Source organism: Paenibacillus sp. J53TS2, from assembly GCF_018403305.1.
GTDB lineage: Bacteria > Bacillota > Bacilli > Paenibacillales > Paenibacillaceae > Fontibacillus > Fontibacillus rhizolycopersici.
In genome coordinates, this window is sequence record NZ_BOSK01000001.1 from 698,001 (window position 1) to 713,330 (window position 15,330).

A 15,330-nucleotide genomic window follows, 5' to 3' on the forward strand; every position below is an offset into this window, starting at 1 on the left:
ACATAATACTGTTACCAACCACAAGGAGGTGAACAATCATGGCCCAAAATAATAACTCTTCGAACGACCTGGTGGTTAGACAAGCTTCCGGAGCTTTGGATCAAATGAAATATGAAATTGCTCAGGAACTTGGCATCTCTTTCCCACAAGACGGATATGCTGGTAACCTGACCTCTTACGAAAACGGTTCGATCGGTGGTTTCATTACGAAACGTTTGGTGACCTTGGCTGAACAACAGCTGGCAGGTCAATTCAAATAATCCGATCACCAAGGAAGCATTGACAGGCGATTAGCCGGTCAATGCTTTCTTTATATTTTCGCAATAATCCACCTAAAACTCGTCGTAAATCTTCACATACTGCTTGTAATAATGCGAGACCCGCTGAACGTAATGCCTAGTTTCGCCAAACGGAATATTCTGTGCCGTCTCCAGCCGGCCATCCCATCGTCCGCTCTTCAGCCAGTTCTTTACATTCGTCGGCCCGGCGTTATAGGCGGCGATCATAGCGATCGAGTTGCCTTCGAATTGCTCGGATAACGACCCCAGGTACCACGTGCCGATCCGGATATTCGTTTCGGTCTCGTTGCGGATGTCCTCTAACGTCGTATCGGGCAGCTTCGCTTTGGAGATGACCCACTCCGCCGTATCCGGCATAATCTGCATAATTCCAAGCGCACCTTTTCGGGACTCCGCCCCCGATTTGTAATTGGTCTCCACCTTGATAATCGCCGCAACGATAAACGGATCGAGACCGTTGTTTTTGGCATGTAGACGAATTTCTTCTTTATAATAAATCGGATAAAATAACGAAAGCCAGGTGGAATTTAAAAAGATGAGGCCCGTGAAGCCAATAAACAGGAGAAGCAGAACCCTCTTTTTGCGAAGCCACCTCATTTTAGCCCCTTATCCCGCCAAAAGACGTCAATCTGCCGCTTTGTCTCGTCTAGTCCACCGCTGTTATCAATCAAAATATCCGCCCTCTCCTTCTTTACTTCGATGTCCATCTGGGCGCTTAAACGCTGTTCGGCCGCTTCCCGAGATAACCCGTCCCTCTGGATTAATCGAGACATTTGAAGCTCCCGGGGCACGTATACGACCATAATTTCTTCATATAACGGATCGAGACCCGATTCGTAAAGCAAAGGGATATCCGCCACCACCAGTCTGTGCGGATCCTCTTGTTCCAGCTCGTCCAGACGCCGCTTCATTTCGGAACGGATGGCGGGATGCGTCAACGCCTCCAACGCCTTACGCTCCTCCGGATGAGAGAAGACGATTTCGCCGAGCTTTTTGCGGTTGAGCGTTCCATCGGGGTGAAGCACCCCTTGTCCAAAGCGTTCGCGGACGGCCGCCAGCACCGGATGGCCCGGCTCCATAATCTCCCTGGCGATCAAATCCGCATCAAGCACAGCGGCGCCAAGGTTGGCTAGCATGCGGGAAACCGTGCTTTTCCCGGTGGCGATGCCTCCGGTGAGTCCGATGTTCATTCCCAATACACCTCACTGTTTTGACTTGGAGCTTCGACCTAAATTTCATCTATCGTTTGTTTAGCGCCTCGCGTCTTATGACTTGTCCGGTATGCAGGCTGACATTTCGGGCAATAATGCGTTCCCCGTCCCCCTACAACGGTCTTCACCACCTGCTGTCCGCAATTTAGGCAAGGCTCCCCTTGTCGGCCGTACATCCGCAAGGAATGTTGGAACATTCCCATCTCTCCCTGTCCATTGACATAGGATTTGATGGAGGATCCTCCAGCTTCCACCGCTTCTGTCAGCGTATCTATGATAGCGGTGTGAAGTCGCTCCATCTGCCGCTTGGTTAGCTTGTCCGCCGGATGTTCCGGGTGGATTCCCGCCCGGAACAGGGCTTCATCCACATAGATATTCCCCAGACCCACAATGTATTCCTGGTTTAGCAGCGCAGGCTTGATCTTGGTAGACCGCCTGGATATCACCTCTTGAAAAGCCTTTGCCGTAAAAGAGGCCTCCAAAGGCTCCAACCCCAGTTTGGCCAAAGGCTTCTCCGCAAATTCCTCTCCGGGCAAGAACAAATGCATGGTACCGAACTGGCGCACGTCCTTGTAACGGAGTTCGGATCCATCTGTAAACCGGAAAATCACATGCGTATGCTTCTCCACCTCATCGCCGGTCTGATAAACGCCGTATCGCCCTTCCATCCGCAAATGGGAGACGAGTACCAGCCCATCCATGATGATGCGCAGAAATTTCCCGCGGCGGCCAATCTCTAATATCGTATGTCCGGCGAGCTCGACTTCAAACCGCTGGATATCATCCGGCCGTTGGATGATTCGCGGCAAGGAGACGTGGACGCTTTGGATCGTTTTCCCGACGATCAATTGGGTCAAGGTCCGTCGGACCGTCTCGACCTCCGGCAATTCCGGCATATCCTCTCACCTCATTCTAAGTTGTAATCCCAAGAACCTACTTCGCTTCGTACCAATTTAATCCGCTGGACACTTCGGCCTTAAGCGGCACGGAGAGCTCTAACGCTTTCCCCATCGTCTCCGGCACGAGCTTGCTCATGATCTCCAACTCTTCCGGCGGTACCTCGAATACCAATTCGTCATGGACCTGAAGCAGCATACGGCTCTTGAGCCCGTGCTTGTGCAGTTCCTCGTCCATCCGCACCATTGCCAGTTTGATGATGTCCGCCGCGGAGCCTTGAATCGGTGTGTTCATGGCCGTACGCTCAGCGAAGGAGCGCAGGTTGAAGTTCGACGCGTTGATCTCTGGCAGATAACGGCGGCGCTCCAACAGCGTTTTGACGTAACCGTCGCGCTTCGCTTCCTTCACGATGTCGTCCATATAACGTCGGACGCCTTGGAAGGCGTCGAAATATTGATCGATGAACCGGGCGGCTTCCTTCCGCGTAATGTTCAGGTTCTGGGACAAGCCATAGTCGCTGATCCCGTAGACAATCCCGAAATTGACGGCTTTGGCCGAACGGCGCATATTGGCGTCAACCTGGTCCGGTCCAACGCCAAACACATCCATTGCCGTCTTGGTGTGGATATCCATATCGTGCAGGAACGCTTCCTGGAGCCCCGGATCACCGGAAATATGCGCTAATACACGAAGCTCAATTTGCGAGTAATCCGCCGCCAGAATAAACCAACCTTCCTCTGAAGGAACAAAAACTTTGCGGATTTTGCGGCCCTCCTCGAGGCGGATCGGGATGTTCTGCAAGTTTGGATATTGGCTGCTCAGGCGTCCGGTTGCGGCGATCGTCTGCCGGAAATACGTATGCACCTTACCTCTTTTCGGCGAGATTTCCTTCAGCAGGCCCTCGACGTAAGTCGATTGAAGCTTAGCCAGTTGGCGGTATTCCAGAATAAACTGCACGATTTCATGGTAAGGTGCCAGCTTCTCCAACACTTCCGCATCCGTCGAGTAACCGGTTTTGGTTTTCTTGATCACCGGCAACCCCAGCTTATCAAATAGGATTTCTCCTAATTGCTTTGTTGAATTGATATTGAATTCCAGGCCGGCGATTTCATAAATTCGCGTTACCAATTTATTGATCTGGGCTTCAAATTCCACGCCGAGCTCTTTCAAGGCCTCCTTATTGACGGCGATGCCTTGCTTCTCCATGTCGGCCAAAATCCGGGATAACGGCATTTCCAGTTCGTAGAACAGCCGCTCCATTTCATATTTCTCGAGCTCCTGCCGCTGTAGCGGCAGAATGCGCAGCAGGGCGTCCGACTTGCGAGCCAGATGACGGCTTAACGCGTCCGGCTCCGGCACCTTAAATTTGGCGCCTTTGCCGTATACCTCATCGTCGCCGGGCACCGCCGGCAACTGGTATTTCGCCGCCAGGCCGCTGATCGTCTGGTCGCTTTCCGTCGGATCAAGCAAATAGGCGGCCAGTTGCACGTCATGTTCGGCTCCGGCAAACGCGACACCTTGCCAGAACAGCACCAAGTCCGCCCGGTGCAGATCGTAACCCCGCTTTGGCACGTGCTCATCCGCCAACCAGGCGCGCACTTCCGCTGCCGCCCCCTCTTGTAACACGTCAAACGGCAGGAAATAATGGCGGCTGGCGGTGGACAACACCATGCCCATCATTGTAGCTTGATGCGGATTGTCCCCGTAGGATTCCACAATGATCCCTTCGATGTTCGCCAGATCGGCGTTCAGCTCGGACAGGTTCTCCAGGTTAACCGCGGTGACCTCAATCTCAACCATCTCCGCGGGAGCCGCTCCCTCTGAATTCCCTCCACCGGCAAAGGACATCCGCTCGAGCAGCGACTTAAACTCCAGCTTGCGCAGCATCGGAACGGCCGATCCCTCCTGGATGCCGTCAAACTTCATCTCCTCCCAAGAGCGTTCAACCGGAACCTCGCGGAAAATGGTGGCCAGCTGTTTGCTCATGCGGGCATCCTCTGCGTGGTTCACCAAATTTTCCTTCATTTTCCCTTTCAATTCATCGGTATGGGCCAGTACTTCCTCCACAGAACCGAACTGGTGCAGCAATTTCAGGGCTGTCTTCTCCCCAATCCCCGGCACCCCCGGGATATTGTCGGAGGTATCGCCCATCAGCCCTTTCAGATCGATGATTTGCAGCGGCTTAAGCCCGTATCTCTCCTCGATTTGCTGCGGATCATAAGGTTCGACCTCACTGACACCTTTGCGCGTTAATGCCACTTTAACCCGATCGCTGACGACTTGCAGCATATCCTTATCTCCGGTCACAACGAGTACTTCTTGACCGGCTTCCTCGGCCCGTTTGCTCAAGGTGCCGATAATATCATCGGCTTCGTACCCGGCCAATTCGAACCAGGCGATGCCGAAGCTCTCCAGGAGCTCGCGCATCAATGGAAACTGCTCGGACAGCTCAGACGGGGTTTTGTCGCGTCCGCCTTTGTACTCCTGGTAGCCTTCGTGGCGGAAGGTCACTTTCCCCGCATCAAAGGCCACCAGCATATGCGTGGGGCGCTCTTCTTGGATCAACCGCAGCAGCATGTTCGTAAAACCGTAAACGGCATTCGTATGCAAGCCGCTGGAATTCGTGAGCGGCGGCATGGCAAAAAATGCCCGGTAAATAATGCTGTTCCCATCTATAAGTATCAATTTTTCCATACGACACCTCGTCCACAGTTTTCTACCTTTTCTTATGATAACACAGGGGCCTTCCCGATAACACCAAAGCTCGCCTTGGAAAAGAAAAACCGGCCGCCGCTCGCACAATTTCGCGAGCGGCGGCCGGTTGACCGCGGGGGAGCAGGAATTATTCGTTTAGGTCCGGACGATGGCCGGTCACCAGGTAAACGGCGCTTTCGCCAATATTTGTCGCATGATCGGCGATTCGTTCGATATACCGACCCACCAGCGTCAGCAACATCGCTTGCTGGAGAGATTCCGGATTAGAGATCATAAACGCATACAGCTCATGGATCATTTGGCTGTACAAGTGATCGACTTCATCATCATCCTTCGCCATTTTATAGGCCAAATCGGTATTCTCGTCCAAATACGATTGCAGCGATTCCCGCAGCATCAGAATAACAAGCTCGGACATTTTCGGAATATCGATCAACGGCTTGATAAGTGTCTGACCTTCCAGCCGCGTAGTGACCTTGGCAATATCGATGGCCAAGTCGCCCATCCGCTCTAAATCGCTGGAAATTTTAAACGCTACGATGATCCGGCGCAGATCCTTGGCCACCGGCTGCTGGGTCACGATCAGACGCGAGCCGATCTCCATGACCTGCTCTTCCATTCGGTTCAACTCCGCATCGCGCTTCACGATCTCTTTCGCTTTGGCCGAGTCCAAAGCCTGCAGGGCGCTGATAGCCTCCGCCAAAGCGTGCTCGACATGCTCGCCCATTTGTCTCAGCAGTTGCCGCAAATCCTCCAGGTTCTGATCAAATTCCTTTCTTTGAATCATCTTGCTGCAGCCTCCTTATTATCCGAAACGACCGGAAATGTAATCTTCAGTGCGTGGATCCTGCGGCGTGGAGAAGAGCTTCTGCGTATCGTCCGCCTCTACGATCTCCCCGTTGAGGAAGAACACGGTCCGGCCCGAAATACGCGCCGCCTGATGCATGTTATGCGTCACCATGACAATCGTATAACTATCTTTTAATTGCTGCACCAGTTCCTCAATCTTGAGGGTGGAAATCGGGTCCAGCGCTGAAGTGGCTTCATCCATCAACAGAATATCGGGCTGTACGGCAATGGCTCGGGCAATGCAAAGACGCTGCTGTTGCCCGCCGGACAAGCTGAGAGCCGACCGTTTCAGGAAATCCTTGACCTCGTCCCACAGCACGGCCTGACGAAGACTCCGTTCCACGATTTCATCCAAAGCCGCTTTGTTCTTGATGCCGTGCAGCCGCGGGCCATAGGCGACATTGTCATATATCGATTTTGGAAAAGGATTCGGCTGTTGAAACACCATGCCCACCCGTTTGCGCAAGGCCTCCACCTGGACATCGTCGCCATAAATGTCACTGCCGGCGATTTGCACGGTGCCTTCGATCCGTGTCCCAGGAATCATGTCGTTCATCCGGTTCAAGGTGCGTAAGAGCGTTGACTTCCCGCAGCCGGAAGGCCCGATGAAAGCGGTGATCGCCTTTTCCGGAATATCCAGAGAAACGTCCTTAAGCGCATGGAATCGGTCATAATACAAATTCAACTTTTGAATCCGGATAATGTTATCCATCTCAGTTCTCCTTCACAAATAAACATCTTTGCCCCGGCCTCAGGGCTTATGCCAGATTGACCGAGGAAATGGCGGGCAAACTTGAAGCACGGTACCCGCCTTCCCAGCGAGCCCGTGCCGGCGTTTCAGCTATTGATTTAGTATGCTCGAATGAGGAATTATTCCATGTAAAACAGTTTCATTTTAGCGCACTTATGTAAAAGTACATGAGTCTAATTGTAAACGTAGTGTAAAATCTTACGAAAGTGAGGCCAACTGCCGTAGCTCGCCTAACACGGTTCTCGTGCGACTGGCTGCCGTTTCCGAGGAACGGAACATCTCTTGGCCGCGCTCCTCTACGGTTCGGGCTGAATCCACCAGCGCTTGAAACGTCCCATCCGCGTTGCCCACTCTACCGTGGCTTTCCGCCATTTCTCCCGCAGTGGAGGAAGCGGTGGACGCCGTTTGCTGGATTAACCGGTTCACAATACCTAGCGTTAACCCGATTTCTTCGGAAAAGCTCTTCGTCTGCAAGGCAAGCTTGCGAACCTCGGAAGCCACAACCGCAAACCCTCGTCCATGTTCCCCGGCATGAGCCGCTTCGATCGAGGCATTCATGGCCAGCATGCCGCTTTGGTCCGCCAGGCTGCGGATATGATCGGCGACCGATGAGATTTGTTTCGTCCGTTCCAACAGCTCCGCCATTTGTTTCTCTTGGGAGCGAGTCATGTCTAGCACACGGGCGAACGACGCCTTGACCGCTTCCAACTCATGACGTCCTTCCGCCGACAATCCGTTCATCCGTTCCGATTCCAGCAGGCTTCGCTTCGCCGACTCCGTCACTTCAGCGATCGAGCATTCGATCTGTACAATCCGATCGCGGCTCTCAAGGACCGCCGCCTGCCTGGCTTCGTCCGCTTCCCGCTGCAAATGCCGGGACATCTGCATCAAATCCTGAACTGTCAGGATTCCGTAATATTTCCCCTGATCGGTTAAGATCAAACCATCGTAGAAAGAGGCCCCCTCCCGTCCTAACGCTTGATCCAACAGTTCCCCGGCCGGTGTATTCAACTCGCAGATTAACGGTTCCCGCTGGGCAAAACGAAGCGCCGATACCTCATAAAATAGATCCGCAGCAAACCGACCGGCCAAATGGCGAAAGAAACGATCTCGCATCAACAGCCCGATCGGTTTGTGATCATCATCACAAACCACGATACATGGAAGCTCGGGTTGCCTCTGGAACTGCCCCAACACATCTCGGCAGGAAACCTCCGGTCCGATCACCGGAACCTTATGGCTGTAAGAGTGAACCTGTACCGCCGCAACCGCCACGCCTTCCGTCGAGCGACCGCCTGAGCGGCCGTCTTCCATCAGCAACGATTCCCCGTTAACCCCGCCTTCTACGTTCGCCGCCAAGTTCTCTGTCTCTTCAATTGCAGCACGCTCCAATACTGCGATGGCCTGATTTTCCAACCTGAACCACTCCCCCGTATTTATACGTTACGCACGATCTACTAGAATCATAGAGGGAGAGTGTTAGTACATTGTTTTCGGGACTTTTGTCCTATGTAAAAAAAGAACGTCCATCACGAAATTACATGATGGACGCTTTCTTCTTATTGACAACCAGTTTGTATCCGACGCCGCGGATGGAATCGATATGCACCGACTGCGGATCCAGTTCGAGCTTCTTGCGCAGCGAGCTGACGTGCACATCCACGGTCCGTTGCCCTCCGATATAATCGAAGCCCCATACGGCATTCATCAGATCGTCCCGGGTCATCACCACGCCGGGCTTGCGAGCCAAGTATAGCAGCACCTCGAACTCCTTTGGCCGGAGCGTGATCGCTTCCCCGTTCAACGTGACTTCGTATTTCTCCGGATAAATCGTCAAGGCGCCCAACGCGATTTGAGAGTTCTCCTGCTGGACCGGTTTGTCGCGTTCCTCCTGACCTGTCGATCGGCGGAGAACGGCGGCGACACGAGCTAGTAGCTCAGCCACACCAAACGGTTTCGTGATGTAATCATCGGCGCCGGACTTCAGGCCCTGCACGACTTCCTCCTCCGCATTTTTTGCGGTCAGGATAATCACCGGCGTCATCACGCCTTCGCTTCGCAGCTTCGACATGATTTCGAAACCGTTCATGCCCGGCAGCATCAAATCGAGCAATATCAAATCAAATTCTTGCTGCAGTGCGGTTTCATAACCGGTCTGCCCGTGATCCTCTACGACAACTTCATAGCCTTCGCTCGTCAGATTGTAAGACAAAAGCCGGGATAACGTCGGTTCATCTTCGATAACCAATAGACGTTGTGTCATAGTACCCCCCATTTATTCGCGGTACAAGTTCATGCTTTGAACCAATATCACTTTGATGACAAGCCCAGCATATCACGGCATTGTTAACGCGGTGTAAAGTTTTTCAAAAAACAGTTTACACTTTATTGGTATGTTCCCAGGACCGATCTTAATCATCCAAGGCATGCATCAAGGGGAGTTCCAAAATAAACGTCGTTCCTTCACCGACTTTGCTCTCTACGCGGATAGTGCCGTGATGCAGTTCAACGAGGTGTTTGACGATGGACAGGCCCAGACCCGTGCCGCCCGAGCTGCGGGATCGCGCCTTATCGACCCGATAGAAGCGTTCGAAAATCCGCGGCAGATCCTTCTTAGGAATGCCGATCCCCGTATCGCTAACCGTAAACTGGACCCTCTCCTCGTCTCCGCCTTCGCCAACTATGATTGCCGATACGCGTACTTTTCCGCCTTCCAGCGAATAGCTGATCGCATTGGACAGCAAATTCATGAAGATTTGCCGCAGGCGATCCTCATCCGCCTCGATGAACAGATGCTCCGGAACGTCATGCGACATCGAGATTGACTTTTTGCCGGCCGCCGGAAGAAGGACTTCATACACGCTGTCGAACAGCTCTTTCAACTGCACCGGGGCGTATTCCAGCGGCACTCGCTTCGATTCGATTTTGGACAGCTCGAGAATGTCGCCAATTAATCGGTTTAACCGGTCTCCTTCGTCATAGATGATCTGCAGGAATGAGCGCGCGGTTTCCTCGTCCTTCACCCCGCCAGCCATCAGCGTTTCGGCAAAGCCTTTAACCGCCGCGATCGGCGTCTTTAACTCGTGGGACACGTTGGCAACGAATTCGCTACGTATCCGTTCCAGCTTCCGAATTTCGGTGACATCCTGTAACAGGAACAACATGCCGCGGTAGTTACCGTTGTCTTCAAACATCGGCACGCTGTCGAACAGCAGGATTTTTTCCTCGGGATCGTAGACGTTCCGTTCCTCCTGAACTGCTTCCTTGCGGGCAATGCCTTCTTCCATAAATTTGATGAACTCATAGTTTCGTTTGAGCACCTGATACGATTTGCCGAGCAGCAGCTCGCCTTTCATATGCAATATCCGTTCCGCTTCCCGGTTAATTAAGGCAATGCGCTCCGCAGCATCCACCATCAGAATGCCGCCGGTCATGTTCGCGAGCACGCTCTGCATCAAGTCCTCGTTATCCCGGATCCGCTTGAGCTGTTGCTGCAGGCTGTCTGCCATGCCGTTGATGGCAAGGCCCAATTGACCGATTTCGTCCTTGCGGGCCAGCTTGACCCTGGCGTCGTAATCGAATCCGGAGATGCGATGGGCGACGCGGGTGATCTGCTCCAGCGGCTTAGTCAACCCGGCGGCCACTCGGTAACTTACTAGACCCGCTATGAGGAATAGGATAAGCAGTCCGCCGAACATCCAGATCCACCCTTGGGCAAGCCCCTTCTCCACGGCTGCCAAACTCATCGAAAGGCGGATATAACCGTCAAAATCACCGACCGTCACGCGATGCGCTACGTACAGCATATTTTCCCCGATCGTATCGCTGTACCGGATCGCACTGCCCACGTTCCCACCTACGGCAGACTCGATTTCCTGCCGGTGGGCATGGTTATCCATTCGCTCCGGGTCGGACTCGGAGTCGCCGACGACGATACCGTTCAACGTAATGAACGTGACCCGGGAATCGGTCAGCTCTTTTAGCTGTTTCGCCTTTCGTTCGTAATAAGCGCTGGCCTCGGAATTCCCTTCCACGGGAACAAAATCGAAAGTCGCCTCAAGCAGATTAATTTCCCGGGCCATATTATCTTCCAAAGCCCGGATATGCGAGTTCTTAAACATCTGGGCCATCGTGATGCCGGCCGCCAGCATCGAGAGCCCGAGTAGAATCATTAGGATGAGTGTTAGGCGCGAGCGAAAGGTTTTCATGTTTATTTGAACACCGGATCCTTAAAGGCAGCCAGCTTCATCAATGAGTCCTGCTCCACGCCTTCATGCAGGCTGTCCCCATGCGAATCCATCGTTACGATTGCAGCGAAGCCTTCAACCTCCAGATGCCACATGGCTTCTGGAACTCCAAACTCCATAAAGTCGACGCCGTTGACCTTCTTGATGCATTCCGCATAGTACTGTGCCGCACCGCCAATCGCGTTCAAATACACGCCGCCATGCTCTTTCAGAGCAGCCAGCGTCTTAGGGCCCATCCCCCCCTTGCCGATGACTGCGCGAATGCCGAACTTCTTCATGATATCCCCTTGATACGGTTCCTCGCGAATGCTCGTCGTTGGTCCGGCCGCCTTCACGTGCCAGCCTTCGTTGTCCTTCAGCATCACCGGCCCGCAGTGGTAAATGACCGCTCCATTCAAATCCAACGGGGCGTCATGATCCATTAAGTGTTTGTGCAGCGCATCTCGGCCGGTATGCATTTCTCCGTTAATAACTACAACGTCGCCAACCCGAAGGCTGCGAATTTGCTCCTCCGTCACCGGTGTTTGCAGCACGACTTCTCGGTTGGCTGGGGCCTGAGTTTCCTCGGATGCCGCGCCCGTTTCGGCTGTCTCAAGATCTCCTACCGGTACTTCGCTTCCGCGCTCATAGAGCCATCTCCGAATGGCGCCGGTAGAAGGATCGATGTCCACACCCTGGCGGCGGAACGCCCAGCAGTTGTATGCAACCGACACAAAGAAGCTGGCCGGAAGCCGATTTATCGCTCCGATCTTACAGCCCAGCAAAGTCACTTCTCCGCCGAATCCCATCGTGCCAATTCCCAACTGATTGGCCGTATCCATAATATACTGTTCCAGCCGGTCCAAATCCGGATTCGGGTTAACGTCATCGAGCGGACGGAATAGCTGTTGTTTGGCTAGCTCATACCCCGTCGTGCGGTCGCCGCCGATGCCGACTCCAAGAAACCCTGCACTGCAGCCCTGCCCTTGTGCCTGATAAACGGCATGCAAAATGCATTTGCGGATCCCGTCGAGATCTCGCCCCGCACGGCCTAACCCTTCCAATTCGGTCGGCAGGCTGTACTGTATATTTTTATTCTCGCATCCGCCGCCTTTCAAGATCAGTCGGATGTCGATCGTGTCTTTCTCCCATTGTTCGAAATGAATAACCGGCGTTCCTGGGCCCAAATTATCACCGCTGTTCTCTCCCGTTAAGGAATCTACGGAATTTGAACGCAGCTTACCTTCCTTGGTCGTCCGCTGCACCGCAGCGTAAATCGCCTTCTTCATCTCAATCTGATTCGCCCCTACCGGCGTATGCACCACAAAGGTCAACATTCCGGTATCCTGACATATCGGCGAAACCTGTTCCTCCGCCATACGGATGTTCTGCGCGATAGTCGACATGGCCAAACCGGCCCGCGTCGCTCGGTTTTCCAGGGCCCGCCCCCGGTTTACCGCACGTCGTACGTCGCCCGGTAACCTTGTTGAAGCTTCCACAATTAATTCGTATACGCTTTCTTCAAACTGGTGCATGATCCATGAATCCCCTCTCCCTGTCATCTTGTGTAAACCATAACCCTATCGCATTCTTCAGATTTATAATAACATAAGAACTAGTTTAGGTTGACAATTTCTGTCCAAAATCCACTTCGATAAAAGCGAGGTTTCTCACTGATGAGCTACCCTTTCTCTGCTTATCTATACCGCCTGCGTTCGATTCATCGATGGAGCCTGATGCGCAGCACCGCCCCCGATAATGTGGCTGAGCATTCGTTTCATGTCGCGTTGCTGACTCATCTGCTATGCGAAATTGGGAACGCCCGGTTCGAACGGAGCTTAAATGCGGAACGCGCCGCAACGTTAGCGTTGTTCCATGATGCAACCGAGGTGTTCACCGGCGACATCCCAACGCCGGTCAAGCATCATAATCCACGGCTTCTGTCCAACTTCCGCGAAATGGAGGCGATCGCTGCGGAACGTTTGCTCTCCATGGTCCCGCCGGAACTCCAGAACGTTTATACTCCGTTGTTATCGCCGGGACAAGCGAAGGGATCATCCGAAGATGCCGCTTTAGTGGTGTATGTCAAAGCGGCGGACAGCCTGGACGCCTATTTGAAATGCGCCTGGGAGCTGACGACCGGCAATCGTGAATTCGCCGTTGCCAAAACGCAGCTTCTAGATAAGCTGCAGCGGTTGCAGCTCCCGGAAATCACATATTTTCTAGAACATTTGGCGCCCAGCTTTGAAATGACGCTTGATGAGTTATCTGAGACGGAGCAGCACGAGAGCGATTAGATGTTTCAGAGATAGAAGAACCCCCAAGCTTGCTCGGCACTGCCGAAAAGCTTGGGGGTTCTTTGTTGGAGTCCGTTTCGGCCCCATGGTTAACCGTTAACGATCTCTCCACCGTTGATGTGCAAGACCTGACCACTCATATACGATGAATCGTCCGAGGCCAGAAATACATAAGCCGGTGCCAGTTCCTCCGGTTGACCGGGGCGCTGCATCGGCGTTGTTCCCCCGAATTCGGACACTTGCTTCTCATTGAAGGTTGATGGAATCAGCGGAGTCCAAATCGGGCCGGGTGCCACCGCGTTCACCCGAATGCCTTTGCTTCCGACCACATTCATCGACAAAGCCCGCGTGAAGCTAACGATAGCCCCTTTCGTTGCTGAGTAGTCAATCAGCTGCGGGTTGCCCTTATAGGCCGTTACCGAGGCCGTATTGATAATCGAGCTTCCTTTGCGCAAATGCGGCATCGCCGCCTTGGTCAAGTAGAACATGGAGAAAATGTTCGTCCGGAACGTCTTCTCCAGTTGAGCAGCCGTAATCGCCGTAATGTCCGGCTGCGGATGCTGTTCGGCTGCGTTATTGACCAGGATGTCGAGGCGCCCTAACTCCTGCACCGTTTGCTGCACCGCCTGCAAGGCAAAGGCCTCATCGCCGATGTCGCCAGCGATCAGTAAACATTTGCGTCCTTCCTGCTCGACTTCCTGACGGGTCACCTCCGCGTCATCATGCTCATTCAAATACATAATTGCGACATCGGCACCCTCTTTCGCGTAGGCTACGGCGACGGCCCGACCGATCCCGCTGTCACCACCGGTGATCAGCGCTACTTTGCCCATCAACTTGCCCGCAGCCTTATAATCTCCCTCATATACCGGGCGCGGGTGCATCTCCGCTTCAACGCCGGGTTGATGGTTTTGATGTTGGGGCGGTAAGGTCTGCTTTGCTTGTCCGTTTCCTGCCATTGCTGCATCCTCCTTCGGGTAATCCGTGAATTAGGTGCGATGGCACCTGAACGTTCCCTTCCCCTAATAGGATGACCTTGACGCCTCGGCTTATCCCTCTTCTATTTCCATTGGATCCCGAATCGTTCGGTAAACCACCTCACATCATGTTTGCGAAGAGAGTCATTTTTCTCCCTCCGTGCCAAAGTCAACTCGCTCAGCTTCGCATCCGTTATCGGCTCTCCTTCATACGCACAGCGCACCAGTTCTCTGCAAGCTGAGACTCCTTCGTCATCGAAATGTAAATAGGCAAGGCTCATCAAGTCCTTTCCCCATTGATCCCCGCTGTTGTCATAAGGGAAATTCTGCCGAAACACTTGAATGAGTGTCACCTCCGGCACGTAGCGACAGCTCCCACCCTGCAGCCATAACCTCAAGGAAAACTCCGCCGTTTCCAGATCCTTGCCGATAAAACCGTCTTCCATCCCGCCCATGTCCCGAAAAGTATCCCGTCGAACAGCAAAGCATTCCCAAGACATCCAGGGGATCTCGTTCTCACCCGCGAACCGAATCGGATACCCGCGAACCGATCCCACCACCCCTCCGACATTCCTCCCTTTCGGAGCAGGGGAGTGCTTACCCATCTCAAAGGCTGGCGACACGCCCTCAGCTTGTCCACGCATCAACGGTGCCAGTAACCGTTCCATCCATCCGTCATCATAATATAAATGTGACCCGCAAAAAATCAGAACTTCTCCAGTGGCATAAGCAGCCCCGAGATTGCGTGCCGAAATTCCCGGATCACCCTTTACTCGCTTAAAAGGTCGGTCGAATCGGTAGCTCATCAAAAAGTCACAACACCCGTCAACCGAACCTTCGTCAACGATAATGACTTCATAAGGCAGTGTTGATTGCGACACTTTTAAAGATTCCATCGTGGTATACAAATCGATCCCATTGTTCTTGACCGTAATGATGATTGAAACGGAAGTAGATTCGGAAGACATACTAGATCTCCTTAAAATTGGTTATATTTAATAATTGAACCATTTCAGTAAATCCTATGATTCCATAATAACCCAATTCGTACTTGCAGTAAATACAAACAAAACCTGTAGTTTATTATCTTTCATTCGGCTTCTCACTA

At 53.0% G+C, this 15,330-nt stretch carries 14 protein-coding genes; 2 read left to right on the forward strand and 12 right to left on the reverse strand.

What is annotated here, in order from left to right; genetic code table 11:
• The first annotated feature begins 38 nt into the window (after positions 1-38).
• Entirely contained in the window at positions 39-260 is a 222-nt protein-coding gene (locus KJS42_RS03315; RefSeq protein ID WP_059046046.1) for an alpha/beta-type small acid-soluble spore protein, read from the forward strand.
• A gap of 72 nt (positions 261-332) precedes the next feature.
• Here the strand turns inward: KJS42_RS03315 and KJS42_RS03320 are convergent, their stop codons facing one another.
• The 10 genes from KJS42_RS03320 to KJS42_RS03365 all read right to left on the reverse strand — a co-directional run bounded on the left by KJS42_RS03320 (position 333) and on the right by KJS42_RS03365 (position 12,483).
• On the reverse strand, positions 333-896 hold the full coding sequence (locus KJS42_RS03320; RefSeq protein ID WP_213621958.1) for a lytic transglycosylase domain-containing protein: 564 nt from the start codon (positions 894-896) through the stop codon (positions 333-335).
• Entirely contained in the window at positions 893-1,489 is a 597-nt protein-coding gene (gene coaE / locus KJS42_RS03325) for a dephospho-CoA kinase (protein WP_155604962.1), read from the reverse strand. Before coaE ends, KJS42_RS03320 begins: the two co-directional genes overlap by 4 nt.
• A 38-nt stretch (positions 1,490-1,527) precedes the next feature.
• Complete coding sequence (mutM, locus tag KJS42_RS03330) at positions 1,528-2,406, reverse strand: DNA-formamidopyrimidine glycosylase (protein ID WP_213621959.1); 879 nt, start codon at positions 2,404-2,406, stop codon at positions 1,528-1,530.
• A 37-nt stretch (positions 2,407-2,443) separates the two neighbouring features.
• Positions 2,444-5,101: a DNA polymerase I gene (gene polA / locus KJS42_RS03335; protein WP_213621960.1), complete on the reverse strand. Its 2,658-nt coding sequence runs from the start codon at positions 5,099-5,101 to the stop codon at positions 2,444-2,446.
• A gap of 148 nt (positions 5,102-5,249) precedes the next feature.
• Positions 5,250-5,909, reverse strand: coding sequence for a phosphate signaling complex protein PhoU (gene phoU, locus KJS42_RS03340; RefSeq protein ID WP_155604959.1), 660 nt, complete (start codon positions 5,907-5,909; stop codon positions 5,250-5,252).
• Positions 5,910-5,927: 18 nt separating this feature from the next.
• Positions 5,928-6,683, reverse strand: coding sequence for a phosphate ABC transporter ATP-binding protein PstB (gene pstB / locus KJS42_RS03345; protein ID WP_155604958.1), 756 nt, complete (start codon positions 6,681-6,683; stop codon positions 5,928-5,930).
• Between the two features lie 237 nt (positions 6,684-6,920).
• The gene (locus tag KJS42_RS23275; protein ID WP_280516394.1) at positions 6,921-8,138 is read right to left on the reverse strand and encodes a methyl-accepting chemotaxis protein; all 1,218 of its coding nucleotides are present in this window, start codon (positions 8,136-8,138) and stop codon (positions 6,921-6,923) included.
• A gap of 121 nt (positions 8,139-8,259) precedes the next feature.
• Positions 8,260-8,985, reverse strand: a complete 726-nt coding sequence (locus tag KJS42_RS03355; protein ID WP_155604957.1) for a response regulator transcription factor — start codon at positions 8,983-8,985, stop codon at positions 8,260-8,262.
• A gap of 148 nt (positions 8,986-9,133) precedes the next feature.
• On the reverse strand, positions 9,134-10,930 hold the full coding sequence (pnpS, locus tag KJS42_RS03360; RefSeq protein WP_213621961.1) for a two-component system histidine kinase PnpS: 1,797 nt from the start codon (positions 10,928-10,930) through the stop codon (positions 9,134-9,136).
• A 2-nt stretch (positions 10,931-10,932) separates the two neighbouring features.
• Positions 10,933-12,483, reverse strand: coding sequence for a fumarate hydratase (locus tag KJS42_RS03365; RefSeq protein WP_213621962.1), 1,551 nt, complete (start codon positions 12,481-12,483; stop codon positions 10,933-10,935).
• 141 nt (positions 12,484-12,624) lie between these two features.
• On the opposite strand from KJS42_RS03365, the gene yfbR reads away from it, so the two are divergent.
• A complete protein-coding gene (gene yfbR, locus KJS42_RS03370; RefSeq protein WP_213621963.1) occupies positions 12,625-13,245 on the forward strand; it encodes a 5'-deoxynucleotidase in 621 nt (206 codons plus the stop codon).
• Positions 13,246-13,334: 89 nt separating this feature from the next.
• On the opposite strand, the gene KJS42_RS03375 is transcribed toward yfbR, so the two are convergent.
• Both KJS42_RS03375 and KJS42_RS03380 read right to left on the reverse strand, forming a co-directional pair.
• Positions 13,335-14,204, reverse strand: a complete 870-nt coding sequence (locus KJS42_RS03375; protein ID WP_213621964.1) for an SDR family oxidoreductase — start codon at positions 14,202-14,204, stop codon at positions 13,335-13,337.
• Between the two features lie 101 nt (positions 14,205-14,305).
• The gene (locus KJS42_RS03380; protein ID WP_193419075.1) at positions 14,306-15,190 is read right to left on the reverse strand and encodes a glycosyltransferase family 2 protein; all 885 of its coding nucleotides are present in this window, start codon (positions 15,188-15,190) and stop codon (positions 14,306-14,308) included.
• Positions 15,191-15,330: the final 140 nt, after the last annotated feature.